Source organism: Sphingomonas gilva, assembly GCF_003515075.1.
GTDB lineage: Bacteria > Pseudomonadota > Alphaproteobacteria > Sphingomonadales > Sphingomonadaceae > Sphingomonas > Sphingomonas gilva.
On the sequence record NZ_QWLV01000001.1, the window covers coordinates 475,508 to 501,018 of the forward strand.

The window sequence follows — 25,511 nt, forward strand, 5'->3', positions numbered from 1 at the left end:
GACTAGGCGGCTTCCCGCGTTAAGACCTTCAATTCCCCGGATCCTTCGTGCCGGGGCCCGATCATGATCGTAATGTCGTGTCCCAGGCTGCGCAGGCATTCCTCGAGCTTGGTCTTGCTAACATCGTCGAGTTGGCCTCGCACGATCTGAGAGATGCGCGGCTGCGGCAGGCCGGTGCGGCTTTGCACCTGCCGCTGCGTCAGGCCGAGCTCCTCGATGGTCTTGCGAATGCGTATCGCCAGTTTCGCCTTGGCGGTGAATTCGGCATCCAGCCCCAGATCATCGAGAACGCTGGTTCCTGCCGGGGTGATATGGTCCGTGGTCATTTCACTCGCCCTTCTGCTTGCGACGTGCCGCGATCCTCGCCTTCGCCTCGGTCAGGCGCGCGGCAATGGTTTCCGTGTCTGCCTTGGGAACGGCTTTTCCGCTGGTCGATTTCTTCTTGAAGCAATGCAGCACGAAGATCGTGTCCTCATGCCTCAGGAGATGCACGACGCGGTATGTGTCTCCCTTGTGGTTCTCCCTCAACTCCCAAACGCCGTTCTCGACATGAGATAAATGGATGGCGCCTTCGGGAATCAGCCCGTTCTGGACCAAACCAAGCTCAAACCCGAACTGCTTCACGACGGGCTGTGGCATGCCAAGCAAATCCGATCGCGAACTGCCAAGCCATTCCACCGACTTTCGATCCATGTCTCGTCCGTTGATATCAGTATTGTAATCAAACGTCAAGTGCGTTTCAAAACGGCCCGAAGCTGTCGTCGCGCGCCGCCTTGGGATCGTCGCGGCAGATGCGGCGCAGCGCGATCCATTCCTCGGTGGTTAGGGCGGGCGTGTAGTTGGCGCCCTTTTCGGCCGCGGCGCGGAAGGTGCGTTCGCGGGCGCGGGAGAGGGGGTGGCTGCTGACATAGCCGAGCATCGTCGCGGCGCGGCCGTCGCCGGGCTCGAAGCGGGCCAGGCGGCGGAAGAAGGCGGCGGTGGCGACCGGGCTGACGTCCGCCATGCGCAGCGATTCGATCGCATAGCCGTCCGCCCGCGCCTCCGCCGCGCGGGTATAGGTCAAGCCGATCACCGCGTTCAGATAGCCGCCGGCATCGCCCTGCACGCCGCCGAGCACCACCGACAGGCCGAGCTGGCGCAGCAGCGCCTGCATCACGTCGCGGTTGCGGACATGGCCGATCTCATGCCCCAGCACGCCCGCGACCTCGTCGGGGCTCTCCGCCTCGCGCAGCAGCTGGTCGAAGATGATGATCTTGCCGCCGGGAAGCGCGACCGCGTTGACCATGCCGATATTGGCGACGCGGACATCCAAGTCGCCACCCTCGGGATCGATCCGGCGCACGAGCTTGGCGAGCGCCGCCTGTCCTTCGGGCGCGGCGCAGAAGCGGCCGCCGAAATCGCCGACCATCGCGTCGCCCATCCTGCGCTCGAACGACGGCGGGATCAGCGGCGCGATCGCCGCGGGAGCGAAATAGACGCCGGTGAGCGCCAGCACGGCGATGACGGCGAACGCCGCGCTCGCCTTCCACAGGCCGATGCGGTCGATCAGCCGGCCATAGCGTTCCTCGCGCGGCAGGCGCGCGGCGATGTCGGGCGGGATCTCGCCGTCGAGCCCCAGCCGCCAACCGTCGAGCGTGCGGTGCGCGTAGACCGCCGCGCCGTCCTGCATGCCTCGGCCGGTCAGATCGCTCCAGGCGAAGGGGCCGTGCGCCGCATCGCCTTCGACCAGGACGAAGCCGTCGCCTTCGGGCCTGAGCTCGACGCGGCGGCGGATCGCGCTCCGCCCGTCATAATGCCACGCCGTCACGGCCATCAGATCGCGCCGATATCGAACGCGTCGAGCAGCCCTTCGCCCTGGCCCGGCTCGCGCGTGGCGGACTGGGTCAGCTGATCGAGGTTGATCTCGCCGGTCGCCTCCAGATGATCGATGAAGAACTTCCAGTTGCGATAGCGCAGGAAGATGATGCCGATCCCGAGGGTGAAGATCACCAGCGCGACGTTGCCGACGAACAGCTTGATCCAATCCATCGTCCGCGCGGTGAAGGCGAAGTCGAGATCGGACAGGCTGAGCGCGCCCACCGCCTCGCGGTAGAAGGCCGAGTAGTAGATCATCGCGATCACGCCCATCACGACGAAGAACACCAGATAGAAGATCGCCGCCGCGACGATGAAGGCGAACACCACGCCCTCATTGGGCGGTGTGGAGGGATCGAAGCCCCCCGACATGCCGAACGCCAGCCCGCCGATGAACACGAAGACGAGGAAGAGGACGAACAGCACGATCGGCGAGAGATAGAAGATCAGGTAGCGCAGGAAAATATTGCCCCACTGCGCCTCCGAGACGAACCTGTGCGGACCGTAGCTCATGTGGCGCCAGCGCTCGTTCCACAGGCTGGTCATCGACCAGGGCACCATCAGGCCGATCGCGAGATAGCCGACGAACGTCTTCCACAGATAGGACCAGCCATAGGCGAAGCCCGGATCATCGGCGCCGCCGCGGATGCCGTGCCAATAGGTGCGGCTGAGGCGATAGCGCAGCGCCCGGAAGCGCGCGACGCCGACCAGATAGAAGATCAGCACATAGACGATGACGACGATGGCGGCGGCGATGCCCGGCCGATCGCGGAACACCAGCCCCTGCAGCACGAAATTGAGCAGCAGCAGCGGCAGGAACAGCAGCGCGAACACCAGCAGGAAGCCGATGAACAGCTCCAGCCCCGTGCCGGTCCATTCCAGCCGGTCGTCGATGAAGCGCGTGCGGCTCCACAGATAGCGCCGCTCGCGCGCGGTCGCCCAGAAGCGGTAGATGCCCAGCGTGACGATGGTCAGCAGCAGGTTGGTGAAGGCGATCGGCGCAAATTCGCGCCAGTCGCCGGTGAATGCGAAGGCGGAATCCGCCTGGCTGTCGTCGTCCAACTCGTCCCCCCGGATGCTCTGGCCCGCCTCTTGCCTTTGGAGCGGAGACGGGCCGCGAGGTCAACGGGTTACTGCGCGAGGAACGCCTCCACCTCCGCGGCGAAGCGTGTCGGCTGGTCGAGCATGACGAAGTGGTAGCTGTCGGGCACCGCCACCAGCGTCGCGGGTGATCCGGCATATTCGCGCTGCCAGATGGCGGTCGCCTGCGGGCCGCCGCCGGTCGCGTAGAGTACGGTGAAGGGCCTGGCGGCGATCTTCGCCAGCTCGGGGCGGATGTCGGTGGTCATCACCTCGTGCATCGCCTGCGCGCTGACGCGCGCATCGGTCTTCGCCGACCAGTTGGCGATCCGGATGCGGCCCTCGGGCGTGTTAGACCAGATCCCGCCGGGATCGGTGGTGACCGGCGTCGGCATGCGCTTGGCGGCGAGCATCATGTCGCGCATCTGCTCGGATCGCGCGATGATGCCGGCGACATCCTTGGCGCCGAACAGCGTGCCGATGAAGGGCAGGGCGTCTACCACCATCAACCGCCCGACCCGATCGGGATGGCGGCTCGCCAGCATCATGCCGACGAGGCCGCCCATCGAATGGCCGATGATCGCGGGTTTTTCCAGCTTCTCGCGCGCGATCAGCTTGTCGAGATCGGCGATGACCCCGTCGAGCACGCCGGGCTTGACGTTCGCGCCGGGATCGTCCCCGGCGAACCCGTTGACCTGCACCAGCAGCACGCGGTGGGTCCTGGCGAGCTCGGGCGCGATCCCGTCCCATACCGCGCGGGGGCTGGAGAGGCCGGGGATCAGGACGACGGGCTCCCCTTCGCCGATCGAGATCACCGAGATATGCTCCATGCGGACGATGCCGGTTGCGCCGGCGGGTATGGCGTCCTGCGCGGAAGCGGGGGACAGCGGAAGCGCGAGGGCCAGGGCGATGGCGGCGAATGCGGTGCGAATCATTGCTCTGTGTCCTTGGCGGGGTTGGTGAAGATCGCCTCGATCGTCAGCCCGAACAGGTCGGCGATCCTGAAGGCGAGGGGAAGCGAGGGATCGTAGCGGCCGGTCTCGATCGCATTGACGCTCTGGCGTGAGACCTCCAGCCGCTCGGCCAGATCCTGCTGGCTCCAGCCGCGCTCGGCGCGCAGCACGCGGAGGCTGTTCTTCATGCGGCGTCGCCCTGGACACGTTCGCGCAACGCGAGCACGCACTGCGCCGCGCCCCAGCCGGCGCACCACAGGATGAAGGCGAAATAGGCCGGCACGTGCGGCACGACGCCGCTCTCTTCCAAAAACCCCCAGGCCGTCGTGACCGACAGCATCAACCCAAGTCCGACCAGCATCGAGACGACAATGCGGTGGCGCAGATATTCGTCGCTCTCTTCGGCCAGATAGAGACCGATGACGATGATCACGCCGATGATCGGCAGCGCTGGCAGGAACGAGAGCGCGATCAGCGCGGCGCCCTCCGGCTGCCAGACCGCGGCAACCCGGTTGGAAACGAACAGCGCGGCGACATAAGCAGTCATGGTAGGCACGAACCGCTTGAGATAGCGGCGGCCCGCGGGTGTGGTTGGCATGGTCAGGGCTCCTCGACGAATATGTCAAGGACGCTTTACGACAAGTCCACTTTCCATGTCAAGCTAGCTTTCCAAATCGGCAAGCATGCTTTGCGCGAGCAGGCTGAGCGTGTCATCGCGCGCGCCCATTACGATGATGCGGTCGTCAGGCCGGGCGAGGCCGGTGAGGTAAGCGGCCGCCTCGGCACGGTCGGGAATGTGGCGCGCATTGCCGGCGATGTCGGCGACCAGATCGGCGCTGGTCACCTCGCGCGCGACGGTGCCGCCCTGATAGACCGGATCGGGCAGGACCAGCACGTCCTCCGCCCCCAGCCTCTCGCGAAACATCGCGGCGAGTTCGGCGCGCATCACCTTCAGCGGGCCGTAGCCGTGCGGCTGGAACAGGATCAGCAGCCGGCCGGGAAAGGCGTGGAGCGTGTCGAGCGTCGCGGCGATCTTGTCCGGGTTGTGCCCGAAATCGTCGATCACGGTGACGCCGTTGGCCGTTCCGACCCGTTCGAAGCGGCGCTTCAATCCGGTGAAGCCGGCGATGACGCGCGCGGCTTCGGGCAGCGGCACGCCTGCGGCGCGGGCGGCGGCAAGCGCGGCGAGGGCGTTGGCGACGTTGTGGCGGCCGGGGACGGCGAGCGTGACCTGATGCGTGCCGCCATCCGCGATCAGGTCGAACGCCGCCGCGAAGGGCCGCTCGACGATGTCCGTCGCGCGCAGGTCCGCATCGCGGTCGATCGCCACCGTCACCGCGCCCGCGGGCGCCAAGGCCGCGGCCTCCGCATTGTCGATGTTGACGATCGCGGTTTCCGCCCGACGGAGGAAATCGCCGAACAGCGTGCGCAGCTCGTCCATCGATTTATGGTCGAGGCTCACATTGTTGAGCACCGCGATTCGCGGGCGGTAGAGCGCGATCGATCCGTCGCTTTCATCGACCTCGCTGACGAAGGCGTCGCCCCTGCCGACCAAGGCCGAGGCGAACGCCGCGTCGGCGCGAGCGAAGTTGGTCATCACCGCGCCGTTCATCACCGTGGGATCGCGGCCGGTCGCGTGGAGGATCCAGGCGATCATGCCCGTGACGGTCGATTTGCCGCTGGTGCCGCCCACCGCTACCGGCAGCTTCGCCGCGTTGAACAGCTCGGCCAGCAGGTCCGCGCGGCGCATCCGCCGGCAACCCAGTTCGGTCGCCCGCACGATGTCCGCCACGCTGTCCTCCACCGCGGCCGAGGCGACGACGATCTGCTCGGCCTGCACTCCGCTGCCGTCCTGCGGAAAAAGGCCGATGCCGAGCGAGCGCAGATAGTCGAACTTGGCCGGGACGCGTCCCGCATCGAGGCCGCGGTCGGAGCCGGAGACGTCCGCGCCGCGTCCTTTGAGGATCGCCGCCAGGGGCATCATGCCGCTGCCGCCGATGCCCACGAGGAAGAAGGATTTGCCGTCGATCATCCGCACGCGCTATCGGCGGTGACGAGCGAGGGCAAGGAGCGGACATGCGGATTGGGGTCGTCGCCCCCGCGCGGGCGATAAAGGAAGAGGTGGCGGCGCGCGTGCTGGCGTTCGCCGCGATCGTCTTTCCATCGGTCGATCTGGTGATCGATCCGCAATGCTTCGCCGAGGCCGGGCATTTCGCCGGGCCGGACGAGCTGCGGGCGGAGACCTTCCTGCGCTACGCCAACGATCCCGCGTTCGACGCGATCTGGTTCGCGCGCGGCGGATACGGCTCCAACCGCATCCTCGACGAGATCATGCCGGCGCTGAAGCCCGCCGCCTATCGCAAGCGCTATATCGGCTATTCGGACATGGGGTTCATGCTCGGCGCGATGTACGCGCGCCGCGTGGGCCGCGTCGCGCACGGGCCGATGCTGATCGACATGGGGACGGGCGGCGGCGACAAGACGGTCACCCGCTCGCTCGACTGGCTGACCGGGGGCACGCGCGGCCTGGAGCCGGGGCTGGGCGATCGTCCGGCGGCCGCGTTCAACCTGTCGATCCTCACCGCGATGATCGGCACGCCCTGGCTGCCCGACCTGACCGACCATGTGCTGCTGATCGAGGAGGTGGGCGAGCCGCATTACCGGATGGACCGGATGCTGTGGCAGCTGTCGCAATCGACCCAGCTGAAGGGCATCGCCGGGCTGCGGCTGGGCGGGGTGACCGACATCGTCGAGAACGACGTCGCGTTCGGCGAGGAGGTCGAGCCGATGTTCGAAAAATGGGCGCGCGTGATGGGCGTGCCCTATCTCGGCCGCGCGCAGGTGGGGCATATGCGCGATAACTGGGTGGTGCCCTTCGGGATGCGGGGGTGATGCGTGCTTGACCACATTACCTTTGGCGTAGCGGATTTCGTACGTTCAATCCGCTTCTATGATCGGGCGTTCGCGCCGCTTGGCGTCCGTCGCCTGTTCGACATGGTCGACGGAGAGGTACCGGTCGCGGGATATGGCGATACGCGGCCATGGTTCTGGATCGCACATAACGATCCGACACAGGGCAAACTTCACGTCGCGGTGGGAGCTGCCAACCGCGAGATGGTGGACGCGTTTCACAGGGAGGCGTTATTGGCGGGTGGCGAAGATAACGGTGCGCCGGGGCTTCGGCCGCATTATCACCCGGGCTATTACGGCGCGTTCGTGCGCGATCCCGACGGCCACAATATCGAAGCGGTGTTTCACGGGACTAGCTGAAACCTAAGAACTATCACCGTCATGCCGGACTTGTTCCGGCATCCATCACGCCACAAGCGTATGCCGTGCCTGTGGAGGGATGGACCCCGGAACAGGTCCGGGGTGACGGTATAGCGGCTTGGCGTTAAATCCGCGATCCGCTTGCCTATATCGGCAGGCGCGGCATAAGCCCGCGTCTTAAGCAACATACACAAAGGCCCACCACACCCATGTCCGAGATGTTCCGCCTCACGCTGCCCGACGGTTCCGTCCGCGAGGTGGCTCCGGGGACCACCCCGGCGGACGTCGCCGCGGCGATCGGGCCGGGCCTGGCCAAGGCGGCGCTGGCGGCGCGAGTGGACGGCGAGGTGCGCGATCTCAATCGGCCGTTCGAAGGCGACGCTGAGCTCGCGCTGATCACCGCGCGCGACGAGGCCGATGCGCTGGAGCTGGTGCGCCACGACTATGCGCATGTGCTGGCCGAGGCGGTGCAGAACCTGTTCCCCGGCACGCAGATTACTTTCGGCCCCGCGACGGACGACGGCTTCTATTATGACTTCGCGCCCAAGGATCGCCCCTTCACCGAAGAGGACCTGCCCGCGATCGAGGCCGAGATGCGCGCGGTCATCGCCCGCGACGAGAAGCTCGTCCGCGAAGTGTGGAGCCGCGCCGACCTGATCAAGCGCTGGACCGAGACGGGCGAGACGTTCAAGGCCGAATGGGCCGCCGAACTGCCCGAGGGCGAGGAGCTGACGGTCTACCGCGCCGGCGCGTGGCTTGACATGTGCCGCGGGCCGCACCTCGCCTCGACGGGCAAGCTCGATCCGCAGGCGTTCAAGCTGACGCGCGTATCGGGCGCATACTGGCGCGGCGACCAGAAGAACGCGATGCTCAGCCGCATCTACGGCACCGGCTGGCTGAACAAGAAGCAGCTCGACCAGCATCTCGTCCGGCTGGAGGAGGCGGCGAAGCGCGACCATCGCAAGCTGGGGCAGGAGATGGACCTGTTCCACCTCCAGGCGGAGGCGCACGGCAGCGTCTTCTGGCACCCCAAGGGCTATGTCATCTGGCGCGAGCTGGAGGCCTATATGCGCCGCGCCATCGACGGCGCGGGCTACAAGGAGGTGAAGACCCCGCAGGTGATGGACGCGCGTCAGTGGGAGCAGTCGGGCCATTGGGGCAAGTATCGCGAGAATATGTTCGTCATCCCCGACGAGGTGCCCAACACCGAGGAGGAGGGCCCGATCGTATCCGACGACGCCGAGTGGATGGCGCTGAAGCCGATGAACTGCCCCGCGCATGTGCTGATCTTCCGCCAGGGCATCAAGTCCTACCGCGATCTGCCCTTGCGCCTCTACGAGAATGGCTGCTGCCACAGGAACGAGCCGCACGGCGCGCTCCACGGGCTGATGCGCGTGCGCCAGTTCACCCAGGACGATGCCCATATCTTCTGCCGCGAGGACCAGATCGTGGGTGAAGTCCGCGCGTTCTGCGAGCTGGCCGACCGCATCTACAAGGATTTCGGCTTCACCTACGCGATCAAACTCGCGCTGCGCCCGGAGAAGCGCTTCGGCAGTGAGGAGATGTGGGACCTGTCCGAGGCCGAGCTGCGCAACGCGGTGATCGAGGCCGGGCTCGCGACCGAGGAATATGGCTGGGAGGAACTGCCGGGCGAGGGCGCCTTCTACGCGCCCAAGCTCGAATGGCACCTGACCGACGCGATCGGCCGCACCTGGCAGGTCGGCACCATCCAGTCGGACCGCGTGCTGCCCGACCGGCTCGACGCCAGCTATGTCGGCGAAGATGGCGAGCGCCACCGCCCGATCATGCTCCACCGTGCGATCTTCGGCAGCTATGAACGCTTCATCGGCATCCTGATCGAGCATTTCGCCGGCCGCCTGCCGATGTGGCTCGCGTCGGTGCAGGCGGTGGTCGCGACGATCGTCAGCGATGCCGACGACTATGCGAAGGTCGTGGCCGAAAAACTCGCCGCCGCCGGTCTCCGCGTCGAGACCGACCTCAGGAACGAGAAGATCAACTACAAGGTGCGCGAACACTCGCTGGCCAAGGTTCCCGCGCTGCTCGTCGTCGGCAAGCGCGAGGCGGAAGAGCGCACCATCGCACTTCGCCCGCTCGGCGAAGGCGCCCGGCAGGAGGTGGTCGGGCTGGACGAACTGATCGCGCGGCTGGTGAAGGATGCGACCCCGCCCGATCTGTGTTAGGCTTACGGCCATGACCGTGTTCCAGAATGTGCAAAAGGGGCTGATCCCGGCCCGCCTGACGGTGGCGGACGTCTATGCGCTCCAGGAAGCGGGCGTGATCTCCGAGGGCGAGAATTTCGAACTGATCGAGGGGGAGATCGTGCCGATGGCGGCGGCGAAATTCAGCCACCATGAATGGATGAAATCGAGGCTGAACGAGGCGCTCGTGCTCGCAAAGCCTGCGGACACGGCCTTGTTCGTCGAACCATCGGTCGCTCTGTCGGAAATCACCTTTGTCGAACCCGATATCGCCATTTGGCCCCGTACGATCGAATCGCAGGAGGTGCGCGGCCCCGATCTGCTTCTGGTGATCGAGGTCGCGGTTTCTTCGATCGGCTACGACCTTCGCGTCAAGGCGCGGCTATATGCGGAAGCGTGTGTGCGTGAATATTGGGTTGTGGACGCCGTGCGCAAGACCATCCGTGTGCACCGGGATCCGGTGGAGGGCGCCTATTGCGATGTCCGGGAATATGAGGCGCACGACACGGTATCGGCGATGCTGCCGTCAATCGCCATCCGGCTCGACACGCTCGATTGATCCGCGCGGCTTGTGGATGAGGCCGCGCCACCCGATATGGAGCGTGGCGGTTGAGCCGCACCGGGCGCTAAATCGCCCGGACCGCGTGGGCGCGGCCTAGCCGCGCGGGCCACGCTCGGCTATGCTCGCCGCAATCGCAATCCGGAATCACCACGGGAGTTACAACCATACGTCCTCCGATGACCCGGCGCCCGCTGGCGCCGCCGCCGATGAACGGCCCCCGATTCAACCAGTTCATTCAATCGCCCAAGGTGCGGGTGATTGACGAGAATGGCGAGAATCTGGGCGTGATGTTCACGCGCGAAGCGTTCGAACAGGCCCAGGAAGTCGGCCTCGACCTGGTCGAGGTGTCGCCCAATGCCGATCCGCCCGTCGCCAAGTTCCTCGATGTCGGCAAGTTCAAGTACGAGGCGCAGAAAAAGGCGAACATCGCCCGGAAGTCGCAGAAGACGCAGGAGATCAAGGAGATCAAGATGCGTCCGAACATCGACGACCATGATTACGACACCAAGATGAAGAAGGTCGCCCAGTTCATCGACGAGGGCGACAAGGTGAAGATCACCCTGCGCTTCCGCGGCCGCGAGCTGTCGCATGGCCAGCTCGGCATGGCGCTGCTCCAGCGCGTCCAGGCCGACACCGCCGAGACGGCGAAGGTCGAGGCCTATCCGCGCATGGAAGGCCGCCAGATGCTGATGGTGCTCGCGCCCAAGTGACGCGCCGCGCCGCGCTCGCCCTGGCCGCTTCGGCGGTGCTGCCGGCGGGCGCGGCCGCGCAGACCGTCGCGCCGCCGCCGACGCCCGCCTCCACCGACGAGCCGATCGCGGTGCCCGAGGGCTATGTGCAGGTGTGGGGCGACGAGTTCGACAAGCCCGGCCTGCCCGATCCCGCCAAGTGGCGCTACGACACCAGCCGCAACAAGGACGGCTGGTGGAACAACGAGCTGCAATATTACGCCGCGGGGCGGACCGAGAATTCCCGCGTCGAAGGCGGCATGCTGACGATCGAGGCGCGGCGCGAGCGGCCGGAGGGTGCGGCCGATCATGGCGGGCAGGACTACACCTCCGCCAAGCTGTTCACCCGCGGCGTCGCCGACTGGACCTATGGCTTCATCGAGGTGCGCGCGAAGCTCGCCTGCGGCAAGGGCAGCTGGCCGGCGATCTGGATGCTCGGCATCGACGAGAGCGCCGACTGGCCCGGATTGGGTGAGATCGACATCATGGAGCATGTCGGCCAGACGCCGGGCACCGTCCACGGATCGGTCCACACCAAGGCCTACAACCACGTCATCAAGACGCAGAAGACCGCGCAAAGGGTGGTGCCCGACGCCTGCACCGCGTTCCACAATTACCAGCTCGACTGGAACGCGGATCGCATCCTGATCGGCGTCGATGGCAAGGCCTTCATGCGGTTCGACAACGACAAGAAGGACGATCACGACACCTGGCCTTTCGCGTCGCCGCAATATCTGATCCTGAACGTCGCGGTCGGCGGGTGGGGTGCGGACGAAGGCATCGACGCCGCCACCTTTCCGGCGCGGATGACGATCGACTATGTGCGGGTGTGGCAGAAGCCGAAAGGCTGACCCACGCTAGGCTGTGCCTTTTCTAAACCGAGGCACCATATCTGTCGCCCCTGCGGAAGCAGGGATGGGCCTGAAGAGCGGCGGATCAGTCCCCGTCCCCGTCGCCGTCGAAGCCGTTCCGATCCAGCGGCTTTCCGCCGGACCGGGCGATCACTACGAAGACCAATGTCATCGCCGCGATCATCCCCATGACGACCAGGACCGCGGTCATCATGTCGCCGGCGGCTCCCACAGCTCGATGGCGTTGCCTTCGGGATCGTGGATACGCGCGAAGCGGCCGGTTTCGGGGGTGTCCCATTCGTCGCGGGTTTCGATCGCGATGCCGCTTGCGTTCAATTGTTCGAGCATGCCTTCGAGATCGGTGACGCGCAGGTTGATCATCCACTGCTTGTCGGCGGCGAAATAATCGGTGGTCGCCTTGAAGGGGGCGAACACGGTCGGGCCGCCTTCGGTCTTCCAGAACCATTCGTCGGGATCGTCCGTTCCCTCGGCGCAACAGCCAGCGCCGATGCCCAGATGCTCGCGATACCAGGCGTTGAGCGCGTCGGGATCGCGCGCCCGGAAGAACAATCCGCCAATCCCCTGCACGCTCATCTCGTCCTCCTTCTCTCAGGCCGCCTGTTGCAGCGCCTCGCCGCCCGCGGCCTCGAGCAGGCGCCGCTCGAGCGCCTTCAGCCGCTGGCCGTTGGTAATCTTGTCGCCGGTCAGATCGGTGACATAGAAGGTGTCGACCGCGCGCTCGCCATAGGTCGCGACATGCGCCGAATGGATCGTCACCTTCGACTGGAACAGGCCGTGGGCGAGCTGGTTGAGCAGCGCCGGCCGGTCGCGCGCATTGACCTCGATCACGGTGAATCGGTTCGACGCCTTGTTGTCGATCAGCACGGCGGGCGCGATCGGGAAGGCCTCCGCGCGCGGACGCGACAGCGGGCGCTGCTGCAGACGGTCGGCAAGGCGCGTGCGGTTGGCCAGCGCATCCTCGATCGCGCGCTTGATCCGGGTGAGCTGCTCGGGCTGGTCGAAAGGCCCGCCGACGGGGTCCTGCACCAGGAAATTGTCGAGTGCCATGCCGTCGCGCGTGGTGTGGATGCGCGCGTCGATGATGTTGCCGCCCGCGGCGTGGATCGCGCCGGCGACGCGGTAGAACAGGCCCGGATGGTCGGCGGCGTAGACCGTCACCAGGGTCGCCCCGCGCTCGGGATAGACCTGCGCGGCGATCGACAGCTGGGTGTCGCCCGCATCGGCCACCAGCCGCGCATTGCGCTGGAGCACATCGGACGGCTCGGCGATCCAATAGGCCTGGGGGAGCCGGCGGACCAGCGTGGCGAAACGCGCCTCGTCCCAGCCGAGATGACGGCGCAGGGCCGTTTGCTTGGCGGCGATCCGCTCGTCGCGGCCCTTCTGCTTGTGGCCGAGGCGCAGCACCTCTTCCGCAGCCTCGAACAGGTTGGAGAGCAGCTGCTTCTTCCATCCGTTCCACACGCCGGGGCCGACCGCGCGGATGTCCACGACGGTCAGCACCAGCAGCAAACGCAGCCGTTCGGGGCTCTGAACCTTCTCGCAGAAGTCGAGCACCGTCTTGAAATCGGCAAGGTCGCGCTTGAACGCCGTCGCCGACATCAGCAGGTGCCACCGGACCAGCCACGCCACCGTTTCGGTCTCGGCGGGCGTGAGGCCCAGGCGGGGACAAAGCCGCTCCGCCACCTCGGCGCCCAGCACCGAATGATCGCCGCCGCGGCCCTTGGCGATGTCGTGCAGCAGCACCGCGACATAGAGCACGCGGCGCGACACGATCTGGCCGACGATCGCGGTCGACAGCGGATGATCGCCCTTCAAGGTGCCGCGCTCGATCTCCGACAGCAGCCCGACCGCGCGGATGGTGTGCTCATCGACCGTATAGTGGTGGTACATGTCGAACTGCATCTGCGCGACCACCCGGCCGAAATCGGGCACGAAGCGGCCGAACACGCCAGCCTCGTTCATCCATCTGAGCACCGTCTCTGGATCGCGCGGCGAGGTCAGCACGTCGAGGAACAACGCATTGGCGCGGGGATCGCGGCGGATCTTGCCGTCGATCAGCTTGGCGTCGCGCGCCGCCGCGCGCATCGTCAGCGGATGGATTTCAAGGCCGTGCTTGTCCGCCAGCGCGAAGGCCTCGATCAGCCGCACGGGGTCTTCCTCGAAGAAATGCTCGCGCGGCAACGCCAGGCGCCCGCGATCGAGCACGAAGCCGTTGAGCTTGGCTGGGCTGCGGCGGATGCGCGGCAACCCGATCCGCCGTCCGCGCGCGGCGAACTTCTCGTCGAGATGGGCGAGGAACAGGCCGGTGAGGTCGCCGACGGTCTTCGACTGCAGAAAATAATGCTGCATGAAGCGCTCGACCGGCGATTTGCCGGGCCGGTCGGCATAGCGCATCCGCTGAGCGATCTCGCGCTGGACGTCGAAGGTCAGCCGCTCCTCGGCCCGCCCGGTGATCGAATGGAGGTGGCAGCGCACGGCCCAGAGGAAATTCTCGGCGCGGTTGAACTGGCGATATTCCTTGCGCGTCAGCAGCCCGGCCTCGACCAGCTCCGACACATAGCGGACATTATAGGCGTATTTGCCGATCCAGAAGAGCGTGTGGAGGTCGCGAAGGCCGCCCTTGCCCTCTTTCACATTGGGTTCGACGACATAGCGGCTGTCGCCCATCTTCTTGTGACGCTGGTCGCGTTCGGCGAGCTTGTCGGCGATGAAGGCGCGGGCGGTGCCGGACTGGATCTCGCGTTTGAAGCGCGCCGCCGCCTGGTCATAGAGCTCGGTGTCGCCCCAGACATAGCGCGCCTCCAGCAGCGCGGTGCGGATGGTGAGGTCGCCCTTCGCCTGACGCACCATATCGTCGAGCGAGCGGGACGAATGGCCGACCTTCAGCCCCAGATCCCACAGGCTGTAGAGCATCGATTCGATGACCTGCTCGGCCCAGGGCGTCTGCTTGTAGGGCGTGATGAAACCGATATCGACGTCCGAAAAGGGCGCCATCTCGCCGCGGCCATAACCGCCCACCGCGATCAGCAGCAGGCGTTCGGCGGCGGATGGATTGCTGTTGCGATAGAGCCGCTGGGTCGTGAAATCATAGAGCAGCCGCAGCAGCTGATCGACCAGGAAAGCCTGGGCGGCGGCGGCGTCCAGTCCTTTGGAAGGGTGCTCGCGCAGCCGCTGGTCGATCTCCGCGCGGCCGGCGTCGAGCGCCGCCTTCAGCACCGCCGTCGCCTGCCGGCGCAGGGCCGCGGTATCGCTTCCCTCCAGCGCGGCCAGCCGATCGGCGAGCGCGCGCCGGTCGACGATCGCGCGGCGATGGGCGAGGGTTTCGAAACGCTGCGACATGCCGCGATAGATAGGCGCAACCGTCCGCGCCGTCACCCATCGCGGCAAAACCATCCCTTCGGCTTGATTTCCATTAGTTTTTGCATGCTTGGCGAACGCCGCGCGCTGAACTAAGGGCGAACGCCATGCGGGCGCGGATCGGGCGAACATTGCGGATAACCAACGAACGCGTCGGCCGCGCCGTGCTCGTGTTCATGGCGATCGGCTTCGCTGCGCTGATCGTCGCGGGCGCGGCTGCGGTGAACATGGTGTCGCGCAACCAGGCGCATGTCGACGCGGTCACGCACACCTATGCGGTCGGCAATCTGCTGGCCGAGTTCCAGGCCTATAGCGAACGCGCCGAGACCGCCCGGCGCGGGTTCCTGCTGGACAGTCAGTCGGACTATCTGCGGACGATGTCGACCGCGCTCAACGCCCTCCCGACGAGAACGCAGGCGCTGATCGAGCTGACCAGCGACAATCCCGCCCAGCAGCGGCGGGCGCGTCAGCTGGCCGACCTGTCCGGCCAGCACGGCACGCTGCTGCGCCGCACCGTCGCGCTGGTGGCGCGCGGCGATCGCGACGAGGCGGTTCTGGCGTTCCGCGACCGGGATGAAGGGCTTCCGCTGATCGCCGCGATCCGGCGGATCTCGGCCGACATGGCCGCCGTCGAGGACCAGTTGCTTGCCGAACGCGAGGCCGGCCAGCGCTCCAGCGTCGCCAATTTCTTCATCATCGTGAGCGTCGCCGGCGCGCTGCTGGTCATCATGGCGATGGCCTCGCTGTTGCTGATGCGCCGCTATGGCCGCGATCTGAACAGGTCGCGCGACGAACTCGCGCTGTTGAACCGGGGGCTGGAGAGCGCGGTGGCCGAGCGCACCGCCGACCTGCAGCGCGCCAACGACGAGATCCAGCGCTTCGCCTATATCGTCAGCCACGATCTGCGCTCGCCGCTGGTCAACGTCATGGGCTTCACCGCCGAGCTGGAGGCGGCGACCAAGCCGCTCGCCGAGCTGGTCGACCGGGTCGAGGCCGAGGCGCCGGCGATGCTGACCGAGGACGCCGCGAACGCCGCGCGCGAGGACTTGCCAGAGGCGGCCGGCTTCATCCGCTCCTCGACCCAGAAGATGGACCGGCTGATCAACGCGATCCTGCAGCTGTCGCGCGAAGGACGCCGCGTTCTCTCTCCCGAGCCCGTCGATCTGGTCTCGCTGCTCGACGGCATTCGCGATACGCTGGCCCACCGCACCGACGAGCTCGACGGCGAAATCCGTATCGTCGAACCGATGCCGCAGCTTGTCCACGACCGGCTGGCGCTGGAGCAGATCCTCGCCAATCTGATCGAGAACGCGATCAAGTACCGGTCGCCGGAGCGTCCGCCGCTCGTCACCATATCCGCGCGCAAGGAGCGCGGCCGCGTGATCGTCGACGTCGCCGACAATGGCCGCGGGATCGAGGCCAAGGACCATCAGCGCATCTTCGACCTGTTCCGCCGTTCGGGCGCGCAGACCGAGCCGGGCGAGGGGATCGGCCTCGCGCATGTCCGCGCACTGGCGTACCGCATGGGCGGTACGATAGAATGCGCATCAGAATTCGGGCGGGGATCGACATTCAGCCTGTCGCTGCCCGCCACGTCCCAGGGTGAGAAGGGGGAAGCCCGATGAGTGAAGTCCAGTCCGTCAACATCATCATGATCGAGGATGACGAGGGCCATGCCCGCCTGATCGAGAAGAATATCCGCCGCGCGGGCATTTCGAACGGGATCACGCATTTCCTCGATGGCACGCGCGCGCTCGATTATCTTTTCACCGCGCCGCACGGCCCTGCGCTCAACGGTCCTGCTCTGATCCTGCTCGACCTCAATCTGCCCGACATGAGCGGCACCGACATCCTCGGCAAGATCAAGGCCGAGGACAGTCCGATCAAGCGCACACCCGTGGTGGTGCTGACGACCACCGACGACACGCGCGAGATCCAGCGCTGCTACGATCTCGGCTGCAACGTCTACATCACCAAGCCGGTGAACTATGAAAGCTTCGCCGACGCGATCCGCCAGCTGGGCCTGTTCCTGTCGGTGATCCAGGTGCCCGAAACGGAGGCGGACGCTTGAGCCGAGCCCTCCCCAGGCTTCTCTATATCGACGACGACGAAGGCCTCAGGCAACTGACGGCCAAGGCGCTCTCCCGGCGCGGCTTCGACGTGACGCTGGCGGCCGGCGGCGCGGAGGGCGCGGCGCTGGCGGCCGAGCAGCAGTTCGATCTGATCGCGGTCGATCACTACATGCCCGGCATGGATGGGCTGGAGACGCTGGCGAAGCTTCGCCAGCGGGCGGATTGCCCGCCGATTCTGTACGTCACGGGATCGGAGGAAAGCCGGATCGCGGTGGCCGCGCTGAAGGCCGGCGCCGCTGATTATGTGGTGAAGACCGTCGGCGACGAGTTCTTCGACCTGTTCGCCACCGCCTGCCACCAAGCGCTCGATCAAGTCGCGATGCGGCGCGAAAGCGCCACGCAGCGCGAAGCGCTGGAGGCGAGCAACGCGCGGCTGGAGGCGCTGCTCAAGGAGGTCAACCACCGCGTCGCCAACTCGCTGCAGCTTGTCTCCGCCTTCGTCCAGCTGCAGGCGCGCGCGCTTGAGGACGGCCCCGGCCGCGCCGCGCTGCAGGACACGCAGCAGCGCATCACCGCGATCGGCCAGGTCCATCGCCGGCTCTACACCTCGAACGAGGTGGAGGGCGTGGACATGGCGGACTATCTGACCGCGCTGACCGAGGAACTGACACGCACCTGGTCGACCCCGGCCGCGCGCCGAATCCTGAAGCTCGACAGCGAACCGATCCGCCTGCCGACCGACAAGGCGGTGTCGCTGGGCGTGATCGTCAGCGAACTGGTCTCCAACGCCTGCAAATATGCCTATCCGGAGGACAAGGACGGCGAGATCCGCGTCGCTCTGCGCCGCGAAGACCCGCATCATTTCGTGCTCCGCGTCGAGGACGACGGCTGCGGCATGCCCCATGATGGCGCGATCAAGGGCACCGGCGTCGGTACCAAGCTGATCGCGGCGATGGCCAAGAGCCTGAAGAGCGCGATCGAGGTCGACGGCGCCGGGCAGGGCGTGAAGGCGACGCTCAGGGCGGCGGTGGCCTGAAATCCTCCCCGGCACGGGGAGGGGGACCGCCTGCCGAAGGCAGGTGGTGGAGGGGGCCCTCCATCAGAGCGGTTCTCGCGGCGAACCCCCTCCACCATGCTGCGCATGGTCCCCCTCCCCGTGCCGGGGAGGATTAGTCAGCCAACCCTTTCAACCGGTACAATGCCTCAAGCGCTTCCCGTGGGCTGAGCGCATCCACATCCATCGCGGCAAGCGCATCGCGTAGCGGATCACTCGCTTCCTCTTCGGCCTGTATCGCGGCGGCGAACAGCGGAAGATCGTCCAGCCCCGCCGCCAGCCCGCCGGTCGCAGCGCGGCCCGCCTCCAGTTTCGCGAGCACTGCCTTGGCCCGCGCCACCGCCGCCGGGGGCATCCCCGCCAGCCGCGCCACGGCCAGGCCGTAGCTGCGATCCGCCGGTCCCTCCGCCACCTCGTGCAGCAGCACCAGATCGCCCTTCCACTCGCGCGCGCGGACATGGTGGAGGGTGAGCGCGTCGCAGCGCTCCGCCAGCCGCGTCAGCTCGTGGTAATGCGTTGCGAACAGGCAGCGGCAGCGGTTGGTCTCGTGAATCGCCTCGACCACCGCCCAGGCGATGGCGAGGCCGTCATAGGTCGAAGTGCCGCGCCCGACCTCGTCGAGGATGACGAAGCTATGCGGCGTGGCCTGGGCGAGGATCGCGGCGGTTTCGACCATCTCGACCATGAAGGTCGATCGGCCCCGCGCGAGATTGTCCGACGCGCCGACCCGGCTGAACAGCCGGTCGATCAGGCCGAGCCGCGCGCGCGCCGCGGGCACATAGGCGCCCGCCTGCGCCAGCACCGCGATCAGGGCGTTCTGGCGCAGGAAGGTCGACTTGCCGCCCATGTTCGGGCCGGTGACCAGCCACAGCCGCGAGCTTTCGGAGAGCGCGCAATCGTTGGCGACGAAGCGCTCGCCCGATTTCGCCACCGCCGCCTCGACCACCGGATGCCGCCCGCCTTCGACCTCGAAACAGGCATGATCGACCAGCGACGGCCGCGCCCATCCGCCTTCCGCCGCGCGCTCGGCGAGGCCGGCGGCGACGTCGATCCGCGCCAGCGCGTCGGCCGTGGCGGCGATGGCGAGGCGCTTGTCGAGCGCGGCGGCGGTGAGATCCTCCAGATGCGCCGCCTCGGCCGCCAGCGCGTGCGCGCCCGCCTGGGTCACCCGGCTCGCCGCCTCGTGCAGCGCCGGTTCGTTGAAGCGCACCACCCCCGCCAGCGTCTGGCGATGGGTGAAGCCCGAATCCTGCGCCATCAGCGCGTCGGCGTGCTTCGCCGGCACCTCGACATGATAGCCGAGCACATTGTTGTGGCGGATCTTGAGCTGGCTGATTCGCGTGCGTGTGCGGTAATCCGCCTCCAGCCGTGCGATCGCCCGCCTTCCGTCGCCCCCCGTGGCGCGCAGATCGTCGAGCGCGGCGTCATAACCCTCGGCGATATAGCCGCCCGCACCGGCGTCGATCGGCGGGGAGGGGACGAGTGCACGCGTGAGCAGATCGGTGAGGGCCCCGTGCCCACCGAGCGTGGGCAGCAGGCCGGCAAGCAGGTCCGGCGGCCGCTCGATCCGCCCGAGCCTCACGCCCAGTGCGCGCGCTGCCTCCAGCCCGTCGCGCAACTGGCCCAGGTCGCGCGGAGACCCGCGTCCCGCCGCCAGCCGTCCCAGCGCGCGGCCGATATCGGGCAGCGCCTTCAATGCCTCGCGCGTGGCGGCGCGCAGTGCGGAATCGTCATGGAACAGCTGGACCAGGTCGAGCCGCGCGTCGATCGCGGCGCGGTCCATCAATGGCGCTGCGATATCCTCGGCGAGCAACCGCGCGCCCGCGCCGGTGACGCTTCGGTCGATGCAGTCGAGCAGGCTCCCCCTGCGGCCGCCGCCGGCGACCTGGGTCAGCTCAAGGCTTTCCCGCGTCGCGGCGTCGATCGCCATGTGCTGGGCGACGGCGGCGATGCGCGGCGGCTGGAGGAAGGGCAGGCGGCCCTTGGCGGTGTGATCGAGATAATGGACCAGCCCGCCCGCAGCCGACAGCGCGGCGCGGTCGAACCGGCCGAAGCCGTCGAGCGTCGCGACGCCGAACAGCGCCTTCAGCCGCGCCTCGCCGCGCGCGCTGTCGAACTCGCCGCGCGGACGGGTGACGGTGGCGCGCGCATTGTCTTCCACGCCGACCACCTCCGCCGCGCCCAGCCGTGCGAGGACCGCATCCAGGCCGGCGGCATCGGTCGGGATCACCTCGAACCGTCCGGTCGAGACGTCGGCCGCCGCGACCGCCATTGCGCCGCCCGCTTCGCCGATCGCCGCGCACCAGTTGGCCGAACGCGAGTCGAGCAAAGCCTCCTCGGTCAGCGTGCCCGCCGTCACCACGCGGATGATGCCGCGCGCGACCAGCGCCTTCGATCCCATCCGCGCGCGTGCTTCCGCCGGCGTTTCGGTCTGCTCGGCGATGGCGACGCGGTGGCCCGCCTTGATCAGCCGCGCGAGATAGCTTTCCGCCGAATGAGCGGGGACGCCGCACATCGGCACCTTCTGCCCCTCATGCTCGCCGCGCGCGGTGAGCGCGATATCGAGCGCGGCGGCGGCGATCTTCGCGTCTTCGAAGAACATCTCGAAGAAATCGCCCATGCGGTAGAACAGCAGGCAATCGGGCGCTTCGGCCTTGAGCGCGAGATATTGCGCCATCATCGGAGTGGGGGCGGAAGGGGCGTCTGCCATCGGTTGGGCGGAGGTAGCGGAGGAAGCCGGAAGGGGAAAGTCCGGCCTGTCCTACATCGGCGCGATATGCCATGGTCGGGGCATATGGCCGTTCGTTCGATCAGTTTGCGCCAGTCCCGTCACTGCTGTGGTCAACGGTTCATCGCACTCCCGACTGTACGTGCCATAACCTTCCTTACCTTCGGGAAAGCGTACAGCGGCGCGAATCGCTCGCGACTCGGCCTGTCATCCTTTTCGCGCTCGCGCCGCTTGCCTCGAACCGCTCCATCCCTAAAGACTGCCCGCCAGCCAGGGAGAGACGGATGAGCGACGACAGCGCGGCGAAGTTTTCGGAGCAGGAAGCGCTCCTGTTCCATTCGGCGGGCCGTCCCGGCAAGATCGAGATCGTCGCTTCCAAGCCGATGGCGACCCAGCGCGACCTCTCGCTCGCCTATTCGCCCGGCGTCGCGGTGCCGGTCCATGCCATCGCCGCCGATCCGGCGACCGCGTACGATTATACCGCGAAGGGCAATCTCGTCGCGGTGATCTCCAACGGCACTGCGATCCTCGGCCTCGGCAATCTCGGCGCGCTCGCCTCGAAGCCGGTGATGGAAGGCAAGGCGGTGCTGTTCAAGCGCTTCGCCGATGTCGATTCGATCGACATCGAGCTCGCCACCGAGGACCCCGACGCGTTCATCGAGGCGGTCGCGCTGATGGAGCCGAGCTTCGGCGGCATCAACCTTGAGGACATCAAGGCGCCCGAATGCTTCATCATCGAGCAGACGCTGCGCGAGCGCATGAACATCCCGATCATGCACGACGATCAGCACGGCACCGCGATCATCTCGGCCGCCGGGCTGATCAACGCCTGCCTGCTGACCGGGCGCGAGCTGAAGGATGTCAAGGTGGTGGTCAACGGCGCGGGCGCGGCGGCGATCGCCTGCACCGAGCTGATCAAGGCGATGGGCGTCCGCCACGACAACGTCATCATGTGCGATCGCAAGGGCGTGATCTACCAGGGGCGCGGCGAGGTGAACCAGTGGCAGTCGGCCCACGCCGTCGTCACCGATGCGCGCGACCTTCCGCAAGCGCTGGTCGGCGCCGATGTGTTCCTGGGGCTGTCCGCCGCCGGCGCGTTGAAGCCCGAGATGGTCAAGGAGATGGCCAAGGCGCCGATCATCTTCGCCATGGCCAATCCGGTGCCGGAAATCCTGCCTGAAGAGGCCATCGCCGCGCGCCCCGACGCGATCATCGCCACCGGGCGTTCGGACTATCCCAACCAGGTCAACAACGTCCTCGGCTTCCCCTTCATCTTCCGCGGCGCGCTCGACGTGCGAGCGACCGGGATAAACGAGGAGATGAAGATCGCCGCGGCCAACGCCATCGCCGAGCTGGCGCGCCAGCAGGTGGCGGAGGAGGTCGCTGCCGCCTACGGTTTCAGCCGCAGCTTCGGGCCCGATTACATCATCCCCGCGCCGTTCGATCCGCGGCTGATGGAGATGGTCTCCGCCGCGGTCGCGCAAGCCGCAATGGATTCGGGCGTCGCGACCAAGCCGATCCTCGACATGGCCGCATACCGCCAGTCGCTGCGCGCGCGGCTCAACCCCACTACGGCGGCGCTCACCAGTGCCTATGAGGCGGCGCGCGCGCATCCCAAGCGCGTGATCTTCGCGGAAGGGGAAGAGGAGGTGGTGCTGCGCGCCGCGATCTCATTCCGCGACGGCGGCTACGGCACGCCGGTGCTGGTCGGCCGCGACGACGTGTACGACCGCTTGCGCGCGCTCGGCATCGACAATCCCGAGGCGTTCGAGGTGCACAACAGCCGCACCTCGACGATGGTGCCGAAGATGGTCGATTTCCTCTACGGACGGTTGCAGCGGCGCGGTTATCTGCGGCGCGATTGCGAACGGATGATCAACCAGGATCGCAACATCTTCGCCGCGACCATGCTGCAGCTGGGGGAGGCGGACGCGATGATCACCGGCGTCACCCGCACCTATGCGCAGAACATGCGCGAGATCCGTCGGGTGATCGATCCGGTGCCCGAACAGACGCCGTTCGGCATGCATGTGCTGGTCGGGCAGAGCCACACGGTGTTCATCGCCGACACGACGATCAACGAACGCCCGACCTCCGACGAGCTCGCCGACATCGCCGAGCAGGCAGCATCGGTCGCCCGGCGTATGGGCCACGAGCCGCGCGTCGCCTTCCTCAGCTATTCGAACTTCGGCAACCCGGAGGGGCGCTGGCTGGAAAACCTGCGCGGCGCGGTGAAGGTGCTCGATTCGCGGCAGGTCGGGTTCGAATATGAAGGCGAGATGGCGCCCGATACGGCGCTCAATCCCAAGCTGCTCAAGAACTACCCGTTCGCCCGACTTTCAGGGCCGGCCAACGTCCTCATCATGCCCGGCCTGCAATCGGCCAACATCTCCGCCAAGCTGCTGCGCGAGCTGGGTGGCGACAGCATGATCGGGCCGATGCTGATCGGCATGGAAAAGCCGGTGCAGGTCGCGCCGATGTCCTCCACCGCGGGCGAGCTGGTGACGCTCGCCGTGCTGGCGGCAGCGGGGATCGCGCGGTGACCTAAATCCTCCCCCAGCTTGTCTGGGGGAGGGGGACCGTCCGAAGGACGGTGGAGGGGGAAAGCCACAAGCGCTAAGCCACCCGCAAGCCCCCTCCACCGCACTTCGTGCGGTCCCCCTCCCCCGCTGAAGCGGGGGAGGATTTAAGCGTCGATGCTCGTCCCCAGCGCGGCGTTCACCAGGCCGCCGTCGCAGACGATGGTGTCGCCAACGATGTAATCGCCCGCGCGGCTGGCGAGGAAGATCGCGGTGCCGGCCATGTCCTCAGCCTCGCCGATGCGCTTGGCCGGGATGCCCTTGGCCACCTCGTCGCCATGATCACGCGCCGCGCGGTTCATCTCGCTGGCGAATGCGCCCGGCGCGATCGAGGTGACGTTGATGTGATCGCGGATCAGCCGCGCGGCGAGGCGCTTGGTCAGATAGATCAGCGCCGATTTGGAGGCGTGATAGCTGTAGGTGTCCCACGGGTTGAGCCGGAGGCCGTCGATCGAGGTGATGTTGATCACCTTGGCCGGCCGCGCCGCCGATCCCGCCGCCTTGAGCGCGGGGTGCAGCGCCTGGGTGAGGAAGAAGGGCGACTTGACGTTCAGGTCCATCACCTTGTCCCAGCCATGTTCGGGGAATTCCTCGAACGGCACGCCCCATGCCGCGCCGGCATTGTTGACCAGGATGTCGAGCCTGTCCTCCACCTCGCCGTAGCGCGCGGCGAGGTTCCTCGCGCCCTCGACGGTCGAGATGTCCTGCGGCAGCGCGATGCAGTTGGGTCCGAGCTCGGCGGCGGTCTCATCGCACGCGTCGGCCTTGCGGCTGGAGATATAGACCTTCGCCCCCTGTGCGACGAAGCCCGCGGCAATCATCCTGCCGATCCCGCGCGATCCCCCGGTGACGAGCGCGGTGCGGCCTTGAAGCGAAAACAGCTTGCTGGTGTCCATGTGGTTCTCCCTCTCCCCTTCAGGGGAGAGGGCCGGGGAGAGGGGCAGTCTCTCCACATCCGGCCCTGTTGATTGTTGCACACTGCCCCTCTCCCAACCCTCTCCCCTGAAGGGGAGAGGGCTTTATCAGCCACCCCTCTTCACCGTCTCGCGGGCGATGATGATCTGCTGGATCTGGCTGGTGCCCTCGTAGATGCGGAACAGGCGGACGTCGCGGTACAGCCGCTCGATCCCGTAATCGGCGATATAGCCCGCGCCGCCGAAGATCTGCACCGCGCGGTCCGCCACCCGGCCGACCATCTCGCTGGCGTAGTATTTGGCCGCCGCGGCCTCCATCGTCGTGTTCTCCCCGCCGTCCTTCATCTCAGCAGTCTGGAGGACCAGCGCCCTCGCCGCGAGCGCCTCCGTCTTCGCATCGGCGATCATCGCCTGGATCAGCTGGTGTTCGGCGAGCGGCTTGCCGAACTGCTTTCGCTCGCTCGCATAGGCGACGCAATCGGCGATCAGCCGCTCGGCGACGCCGACGCACACGCCCGAGATGTGCAGCCGGCCGCGATCGAGCACGCGCATCGCGATCTTGAAGCCCTCGCCTTCCTCGCCCAGCCGGTATCTGGCGGGGACGGGCACCTCGTCGAAATTGACGTCGGCGACCTTGGCGCCCCTTTGTCCCATCTTCTTCTCGGGCTCACCCACGCTCAGCCCCGGCAAGTCGCGCGGAACGAGGAAGGCGGAAACGCCGCCCGCACCCTCGCCGCCGGTGCGGGCCATGACGGTGAACAGGTCGGCCTTGTCGGCATTGGTGATGAAACGCTTGGTGCCGCTGAGCTTGTAGACGTCGCCGTCGCGTACCGCGCGGGTCTTCACGGCGGCCGAATCCGATCCGACGTCGGGCTCGGTCAGCGCGAAGCTGGTGACGACCTCGCCCGACGCAATGCGCGGCAGCCATTCGGCCTTCTGCTCCTCGGTCCCGGCGATGACGAGACCCTGCGATCCGATCCCGACATTGGTGCCGAAGGTCGAACGGAAGGCGGGAGTCGTGCGGCCCAGCTCGATCGCGACCCTCACTTCCTCGGCCATCGTCAGGCCCAGCCCGCCATATTTCTCGTCGATCGACAGGCCGTAGAGGCCCATTTCGCGCATCTCGCGAATGACGTCGTCGGGGATCGCGTCGTCCGCCTCGACCTGCGCTTCCAGCGGGCGCAACCGCTCACTGACGAAGCGGCGCACCATGTCGATCAGCGCATCGAAGGTTTCGGCGTCGAGCGCCATGGCCGTCCTCTCCTGTTT

General features: G+C 67.1%; 24 protein-coding genes. 10 read left to right on the plus strand and 14 right to left on the minus strand.

Annotation, left to right across the window (positions count from 1 at the left end):
- Nucleotides 1–2: 2 nt before the first annotated feature.
- From D1610_RS02330 to D1610_RS02365, 8 genes are all read right to left on the minus strand, one after another.
- Nucleotides 3–326: a helix-turn-helix domain-containing protein gene (locus D1610_RS02330; RefSeq protein WP_118862497.1), complete on the minus strand. Its 324-nt coding sequence runs from the start codon at nt 324–326 to the stop codon at nt 3–5.
- 1 nt (nt 327) lies between these two features.
- Nucleotides 328–732: a type II toxin-antitoxin system RelE/ParE family toxin gene (locus D1610_RS02335; protein ID WP_147414255.1), complete on the minus strand. Its 405-nt coding sequence runs from the start codon at nt 730–732 to the stop codon at nt 328–330.
- 7 nt (nt 733–739) lie between these two features.
- Entirely contained in the window at nt 740–1,813 is a 1,074-nt protein-coding gene (locus D1610_RS02340; protein ID WP_118862499.1) for a M48 family metallopeptidase, read from the minus strand.
- Nucleotides 1,813–2,916, minus strand: a complete 1,104-nt coding sequence (locus D1610_RS02345) for a YjgN family protein (protein WP_118862500.1) — start codon at nt 2,914–2,916, stop codon at nt 1,813–1,815. The genes D1610_RS02340 and D1610_RS02345 overlap by 1 nt, the downstream gene beginning before the upstream one ends.
- A 68-nt stretch (nt 2,917–2,984) precedes the next feature.
- Nucleotides 2,985–3,869: an alpha/beta fold hydrolase gene (locus tag D1610_RS02350; RefSeq protein ID WP_245941933.1), complete on the minus strand. Its 885-nt coding sequence runs from the start codon at nt 3,867–3,869 to the stop codon at nt 2,985–2,987.
- Nucleotides 3,866–4,075: a helix-turn-helix transcriptional regulator gene (locus D1610_RS02355; protein ID WP_118862501.1), complete on the minus strand. Its 210-nt coding sequence runs from the start codon at nt 4,073–4,075 to the stop codon at nt 3,866–3,868. Before D1610_RS02355 ends, D1610_RS02350 begins: the two co-directional genes overlap by 4 nt.
- Nucleotides 4,072–4,485: a hypothetical protein gene (locus tag D1610_RS02360; protein WP_118862502.1), complete on the minus strand. Its 414-nt coding sequence runs from the start codon at nt 4,483–4,485 to the stop codon at nt 4,072–4,074. Before D1610_RS02360 ends, D1610_RS02355 begins: the two co-directional genes overlap by 4 nt.
- Before the next feature lie 63 nt (nt 4,486–4,548).
- On the minus strand, nt 4,549–5,919 hold the full coding sequence (locus D1610_RS02365; protein ID WP_118862503.1) for a glutamate ligase domain-containing protein: 1,371 nt from the start codon (nt 5,917–5,919) through the stop codon (nt 4,549–4,551).
- A gap of 44 nt (nt 5,920–5,963) precedes the next feature.
- Between D1610_RS02365 and D1610_RS02370 the strand changes: the two genes are divergently transcribed.
- From D1610_RS02370 to D1610_RS02395, 6 genes are all read left to right on the plus strand, one after another.
- A complete protein-coding gene (locus D1610_RS02370; RefSeq protein ID WP_118862504.1) occupies nt 5,964–6,779 on the plus strand; it encodes an LD-carboxypeptidase in 816 nt (271 codons plus the stop codon).
- 3 nt (nt 6,780–6,782) lie between these two features.
- Nucleotides 6,783–7,157: a VOC family protein gene (locus D1610_RS02375; RefSeq protein WP_118862505.1), complete on the plus strand. Its 375-nt coding sequence runs from the start codon at nt 6,783–6,785 to the stop codon at nt 7,155–7,157.
- A gap of 209 nt (nt 7,158–7,366) precedes the next feature.
- The gene (thrS, locus tag D1610_RS02380; protein ID WP_118862506.1) at nt 7,367–9,358 is read left to right on the plus strand and encodes a threonine--tRNA ligase; all 1,992 of its coding nucleotides are present in this window, start codon (nt 7,367–7,369) and stop codon (nt 9,356–9,358) included.
- 10 nt (nt 9,359–9,368) lie between these two features.
- Nucleotides 9,369–9,935: a Uma2 family endonuclease gene (locus D1610_RS02385; protein WP_182466672.1), complete on the plus strand. Its 567-nt coding sequence runs from the start codon at nt 9,369–9,371 to the stop codon at nt 9,933–9,935.
- A gap of 179 nt (nt 9,936–10,114) precedes the next feature.
- Nucleotides 10,115–10,648, plus strand: a complete 534-nt coding sequence (gene infC / locus D1610_RS02390; protein WP_118862508.1) for a translation initiation factor IF-3 — start codon at nt 10,115–10,117, stop codon at nt 10,646–10,648.
- Nucleotides 10,645–11,517, plus strand: coding sequence for a glycoside hydrolase family 16 protein (locus D1610_RS02395; protein WP_222926912.1), 873 nt, complete (start codon nt 10,645–10,647; stop codon nt 11,515–11,517). Before infC ends, D1610_RS02395 begins: the two co-directional genes overlap by 4 nt.
- A gap of 85 nt (nt 11,518–11,602) precedes the next feature.
- Here the strand turns inward: D1610_RS02395 and D1610_RS17495 are convergent, their stop codons facing one another.
- The 3 genes from D1610_RS17495 to D1610_RS02405 are packed head-to-tail and all read right to left on the minus strand — an operon-like array spanning nt 11,603 to nt 14,877.
- Nucleotides 11,603–11,731 (minus strand): hypothetical protein, encoded by a 129-nt coding sequence (locus tag D1610_RS17495; protein WP_281268940.1) that lies wholly within the window; start codon nt 11,729–11,731, stop codon nt 11,603–11,605.
- A complete protein-coding gene (locus D1610_RS02400; RefSeq protein WP_118862509.1) occupies nt 11,728–12,111 on the minus strand; it encodes a VOC family protein in 384 nt (127 codons plus the stop codon). Before D1610_RS02400 ends, D1610_RS17495 begins: the two co-directional genes overlap by 4 nt.
- 15 nt (nt 12,112–12,126) lie before the next feature.
- Entirely contained in the window at nt 12,127–14,877 is a 2,751-nt protein-coding gene (locus D1610_RS02405) for a [protein-PII] uridylyltransferase (protein WP_118862510.1), read from the minus strand.
- 125 nt (nt 14,878–15,002) lie between these two features.
- On the opposite strand from D1610_RS02405, the gene D1610_RS02410 reads away from it, so the two are divergent.
- The 3 genes from D1610_RS02410 to D1610_RS02420 are packed head-to-tail and all read left to right on the plus strand — an operon-like array spanning nt 15,003 to nt 18,003.
- Entirely contained in the window at nt 15,003–16,520 is a 1,518-nt protein-coding gene (locus tag D1610_RS02410; RefSeq protein ID WP_118862511.1) for a sensor histidine kinase, read from the plus strand.
- Nucleotides 16,517–16,966 (plus strand): response regulator, encoded by a 450-nt coding sequence (locus D1610_RS02415; protein ID WP_118862512.1) that lies wholly within the window; start codon nt 16,517–16,519, stop codon nt 16,964–16,966. Before D1610_RS02410 ends, D1610_RS02415 begins: the two co-directional genes overlap by 4 nt.
- Nucleotides 16,963–18,003 carry a sensor histidine kinase gene (locus tag D1610_RS02420; RefSeq protein WP_118862513.1) on the plus strand — a complete coding sequence of 347 codons (1,041 nt, stop codon included), beginning with the start codon at nt 16,963–16,965 and terminating at the stop codon, nt 18,001–18,003. The genes D1610_RS02415 and D1610_RS02420 overlap by 4 nt, the downstream gene beginning before the upstream one ends.
- 133 nt (nt 18,004–18,136) lie before the next feature.
- Here the strand turns inward: D1610_RS02420 and mutS are convergent, their stop codons facing one another.
- Nucleotides 18,137–20,701, minus strand: coding sequence for a DNA mismatch repair protein MutS (mutS, locus tag D1610_RS02425; protein ID WP_118862514.1), 2,565 nt, complete (start codon nt 20,699–20,701; stop codon nt 18,137–18,139).
- Nucleotides 20,702–21,033: 332 nt separating this feature from the next.
- On the opposite strand from mutS, the gene D1610_RS02430 reads away from it, so the two are divergent.
- Nucleotides 21,034–23,292 carry an NADP-dependent malic enzyme gene (locus D1610_RS02430; protein ID WP_118862515.1) on the plus strand — a complete coding sequence of 753 codons (2,259 nt, stop codon included), beginning with the start codon at nt 21,034–21,036 and terminating at the stop codon, nt 23,290–23,292.
- A gap of 143 nt (nt 23,293–23,435) precedes the next feature.
- On the opposite strand, the gene D1610_RS02435 is transcribed toward D1610_RS02430, so the two are convergent.
- The gene (locus tag D1610_RS02435; protein WP_118862516.1) at nt 23,436–24,224 is read right to left on the minus strand and encodes an SDR family oxidoreductase; all 789 of its coding nucleotides are present in this window, start codon (nt 24,222–24,224) and stop codon (nt 23,436–23,438) included.
- A gap of 126 nt (nt 24,225–24,350) precedes the next feature.
- Nucleotides 24,351–25,493 (minus strand): acyl-CoA dehydrogenase family protein, encoded by a 1,143-nt coding sequence (locus D1610_RS02440; RefSeq protein WP_118862517.1) that lies wholly within the window; start codon nt 25,491–25,493, stop codon nt 24,351–24,353.
- Nucleotides 25,494–25,511 lie beyond the last annotated feature (18 nt).